The sequence below is a fragment of the Neisseria sp. P0022.S010 genome (assembly GCF_051956635.1).
In genome coordinates, this window is record NZ_JBQCXF010000426.1 from 1 (window position 1) to 2,605 (window position 2,605).

General features: G+C 52.5%; 3 protein-coding genes. All 3 read left to right on the plus strand.

All coding sequences use genetic code 11. The features are described 5' to 3' along the window. Nucleotides 1-162: 162 nt before the first annotated feature. Genes ubiU through ubiT form a run of 3 tightly spaced genes read left to right on the plus strand, consistent with a single transcriptional unit; the run spans nucleotide 163 to nucleotide 2,528 of the window. A complete protein-coding gene (gene ubiU / locus ACTHUT_RS17690; RefSeq protein WP_250600616.1) occupies nucleotides 163-1,170 on the plus strand; it encodes a ubiquinone anaerobic biosynthesis protein UbiU in 1,008 nt (335 codons plus the stop codon). A gap of 13 nt (nucleotides 1,171-1,183) precedes the next feature. After that, a complete protein-coding gene (locus ACTHUT_RS17695; protein ID WP_250600614.1) occupies nucleotides 1,184-2,101 on the plus strand; it encodes a U32 family peptidase in 918 nt (305 codons plus the stop codon). Next, nucleotides 2,088-2,528, plus strand: coding sequence for a ubiquinone anaerobic biosynthesis accessory factor UbiT (gene ubiT / locus ACTHUT_RS17700; RefSeq protein WP_070631057.1), 441 nt, complete (start codon nucleotides 2,088-2,090; stop codon nucleotides 2,526-2,528). Before ACTHUT_RS17695 ends, ubiT begins: the two co-directional genes overlap by 14 nt. Nucleotides 2,529-2,605: the final 77 nt, after the last annotated feature.

Genomic DNA, 2,605 nt, shown 5'->3' on the forward strand with positions numbered 1-2,605 from the left:
ATTTTATATGGTTAAATTATGTTAACTAAAACATACGCTATCCAAACCTGATTTCACAGTTGATTTAAATCATAATGTCTTGTGTCCAAATCTCTAAAATACCCGAAATCATATTAGATATTGATTTTTGAATAACAAACTACAAGAGTTGAGGAACGCAAAATGCCGAAAATACCTGAGTTGGTTTGTCCTGCCGGTAATCTGCCTGCTTTGAAGACGGCGGTGGACAATGGCGCTGACACAGTTTATATGGGGCTGAAAGATGCGACGAATGCGCGCAATTTTCCGGGACTGAATTTCGATATGAAATCGGCGCAGGAAGGGGTAGCTTACGCCCATGCGCGCGGCCGCAATGTGTTGATGGCAATCAATACTTTTGCCCAGGCGGGGCAAATCGAGCGGTGGTATCGGGCTGTCGATACGGCGGTGCAACTGGGGGCGGACGCGATAATCGTTGCCGACCCTGCGATTATGGCTTATGCCGCCGAGCGTCATCCTAATTTGAGGCTGCACATGTCGGTGCAGGGTTCGGCGACCAATTACGAAGCCATCAATATGATGAAGGAACTGTTCGGCGTCCGCCGTGCCGTGTTGCCGCGCGTTTTAACGGTCGATCAGGTCAAGCATGTGATTGACAATACGGATGTGGAAATCGAAGTGTTCGGTTTCGGCAGTTTGTGTGTGATGGTAGAAGGGCGCTGCATTTTATCGAGCTATGCGACGGGCGAATCACCGAATATGCAGGGCGTGTGTTCACCGGCGAAGGCGGTGCGCTGGGAGCAGCTGCCCGACCGCATGAACGTGCGGTTGAACCAGGTGTTAATCGACCAGTACAAACCGAACGAACCGGCAGGCTATCCGACACTGTGCAAAGGCCGTTTTGAAGTCAATGACGAAACCTATTACGCGCTGGAAGAGCCGACCAGCCTGAATGTTTTGGAAATGTTGCCCGAACTCATCAAAATCGGTGTATCCGCCATTAAAATCGAAGGCCGCCAGCGCAGCCCGATGTACACGGCGCAGGTTACCAAATCGCTGCGGCAGGCTTTGGACGCTGCCGCGGCCGATCCGGCTCATTTCAAAGTCAATCCGGTGTGGAACAACGCGCTGAGCAAGGTTTCGGAAGGGCATCAGACGACCTTGGGCGCATACAGCCGTCCGTGGAAATAAGGGAGGAGGAAAAATGAATCCGATGAAATTATCGTTGGGGCCGGTTTTGTTTTTCTGGCAGAAGGAAGCGCTGCTGGAATTTTACGCCGCCATGCTGGATGCGCCGGTGGACACCATTTATCTGGGCGAAGTGGTGTGTTCGCGCCGCCAGAAAATGCGTTTTGCCGACTGGGTCAGCCTGGCGGAAGATTTGGCGGAAAGCGGCAAGGAAATTATTCTGTCGTCGCAGGTGCTGCTGGAAAGCGAATCCGATTTGAAACGCCTGCGCAAAATCACGGGGCAGGACAAATTCAAAGTCGAAGCCAACGACATGGGCGCGGTCAAGCTGGCGTGCGAACACGGCATTCCGTTTGTCGCCGGCGCCAGCCTGAACATTTACAACGAAAGCACGCTGGCGCTGTTCCAAAAACTGGGCGCATACCGCTGGATTGCGCCGTCCGAGTTGAGCCGCGACAAAGTTGCTGAAATCATCAAGGCTTCAGACGACATCGAAACGGAATTGTTTGCTTGGGGCAAAATGCCGCTTGCTTATTCGTCGCGCTGCTTTACCGCGCGGCATTACAACCTGAACAAAGACGGCTGCGAATTCCGCTGCTTGGATTACGAACAAGGCATGGACATGAATACCCGCGAGGGCAAACCGTTTTTAACCATCAACGGCATCCAAACCATGTCTTACGGCTGCCAAAACCTGCTGCCGCACCATGAGGATTTGCGGCAAATCAGCGTAAACATGCTGCGCCTGTCGCCGCAAATGCACGGCATGGCGGAAATCGTCCGTATCCACCGCAACGTATTGGACGGCAAAACCGCCCTGGCGGACGCGCTGCCCGAATTGGAAAGACTGACCACCGGAACGCTGGTGGACGGCTATTGGCACGGCCAGCCGGGTATCGAAGCCGTGAAGGAGGAATATTATGGCGTTGCCTGAAATCGTATTGCCCGCATGGGCGGGAAAAATCGGCGGTAAATTACCGGGCAGGCCGCCGCGTTTCGCTTTGGTTTTTGCCCTCAACACCATGCTCAAACGCGGATTGCTGCCCGCCGACATGAGCCTGTTTGACGGTCGCACCTTTGAAATTGACGTATTGGACGCAGGCATCAAGGTGCGTTTCACCGCCAATGCCGAAAAATTCATCGATGCGGATTTTTTGGGTACGCCCGATTTGCGCCTTGCCGCCAACGGCATCGACTTTATGCGCATGATGATGCGCGAGGAAGACCCGGATACTTTGTTTTTCAACCGCAAACTGCAAATCGAAGGCGATACCGAGCTTGGGCTGATTACCAAAAACCTGCTCGACAGCGTGGACTGGCCGTTCGGAGATTGGTTTTTGAAGCGGCAGATGTCCGACTGAATGCCGGTTCGTGCAAGAATAAAGCAAAGCATTCATCCATTAAGTTTATGATTTAAAAATAAAATATCCAATACCTT

Bases quoted from the DNA above. Each gene is read 5' to 3' on its own strand.
- ubiT (WP_070631057.1), top strand. From the start codon at position 2,088: ATGGCGTTGCCTGAAATCGTATTGCCCGCATGGGCGGGAAAAATCGGC.
- ubiU (WP_250600616.1), top strand. From the start codon at position 163: ATGCCGAAAATACCTGAGTTGGTTTGTCCTGCCGGTAATCTGCCTGCT.
- ACTHUT_RS17695 (WP_250600614.1), top strand. From the start codon at position 1,184: ATGAATCCGATGAAATTATCGTTGGGGCCGGTTTTGTTTTTCTGGCAG.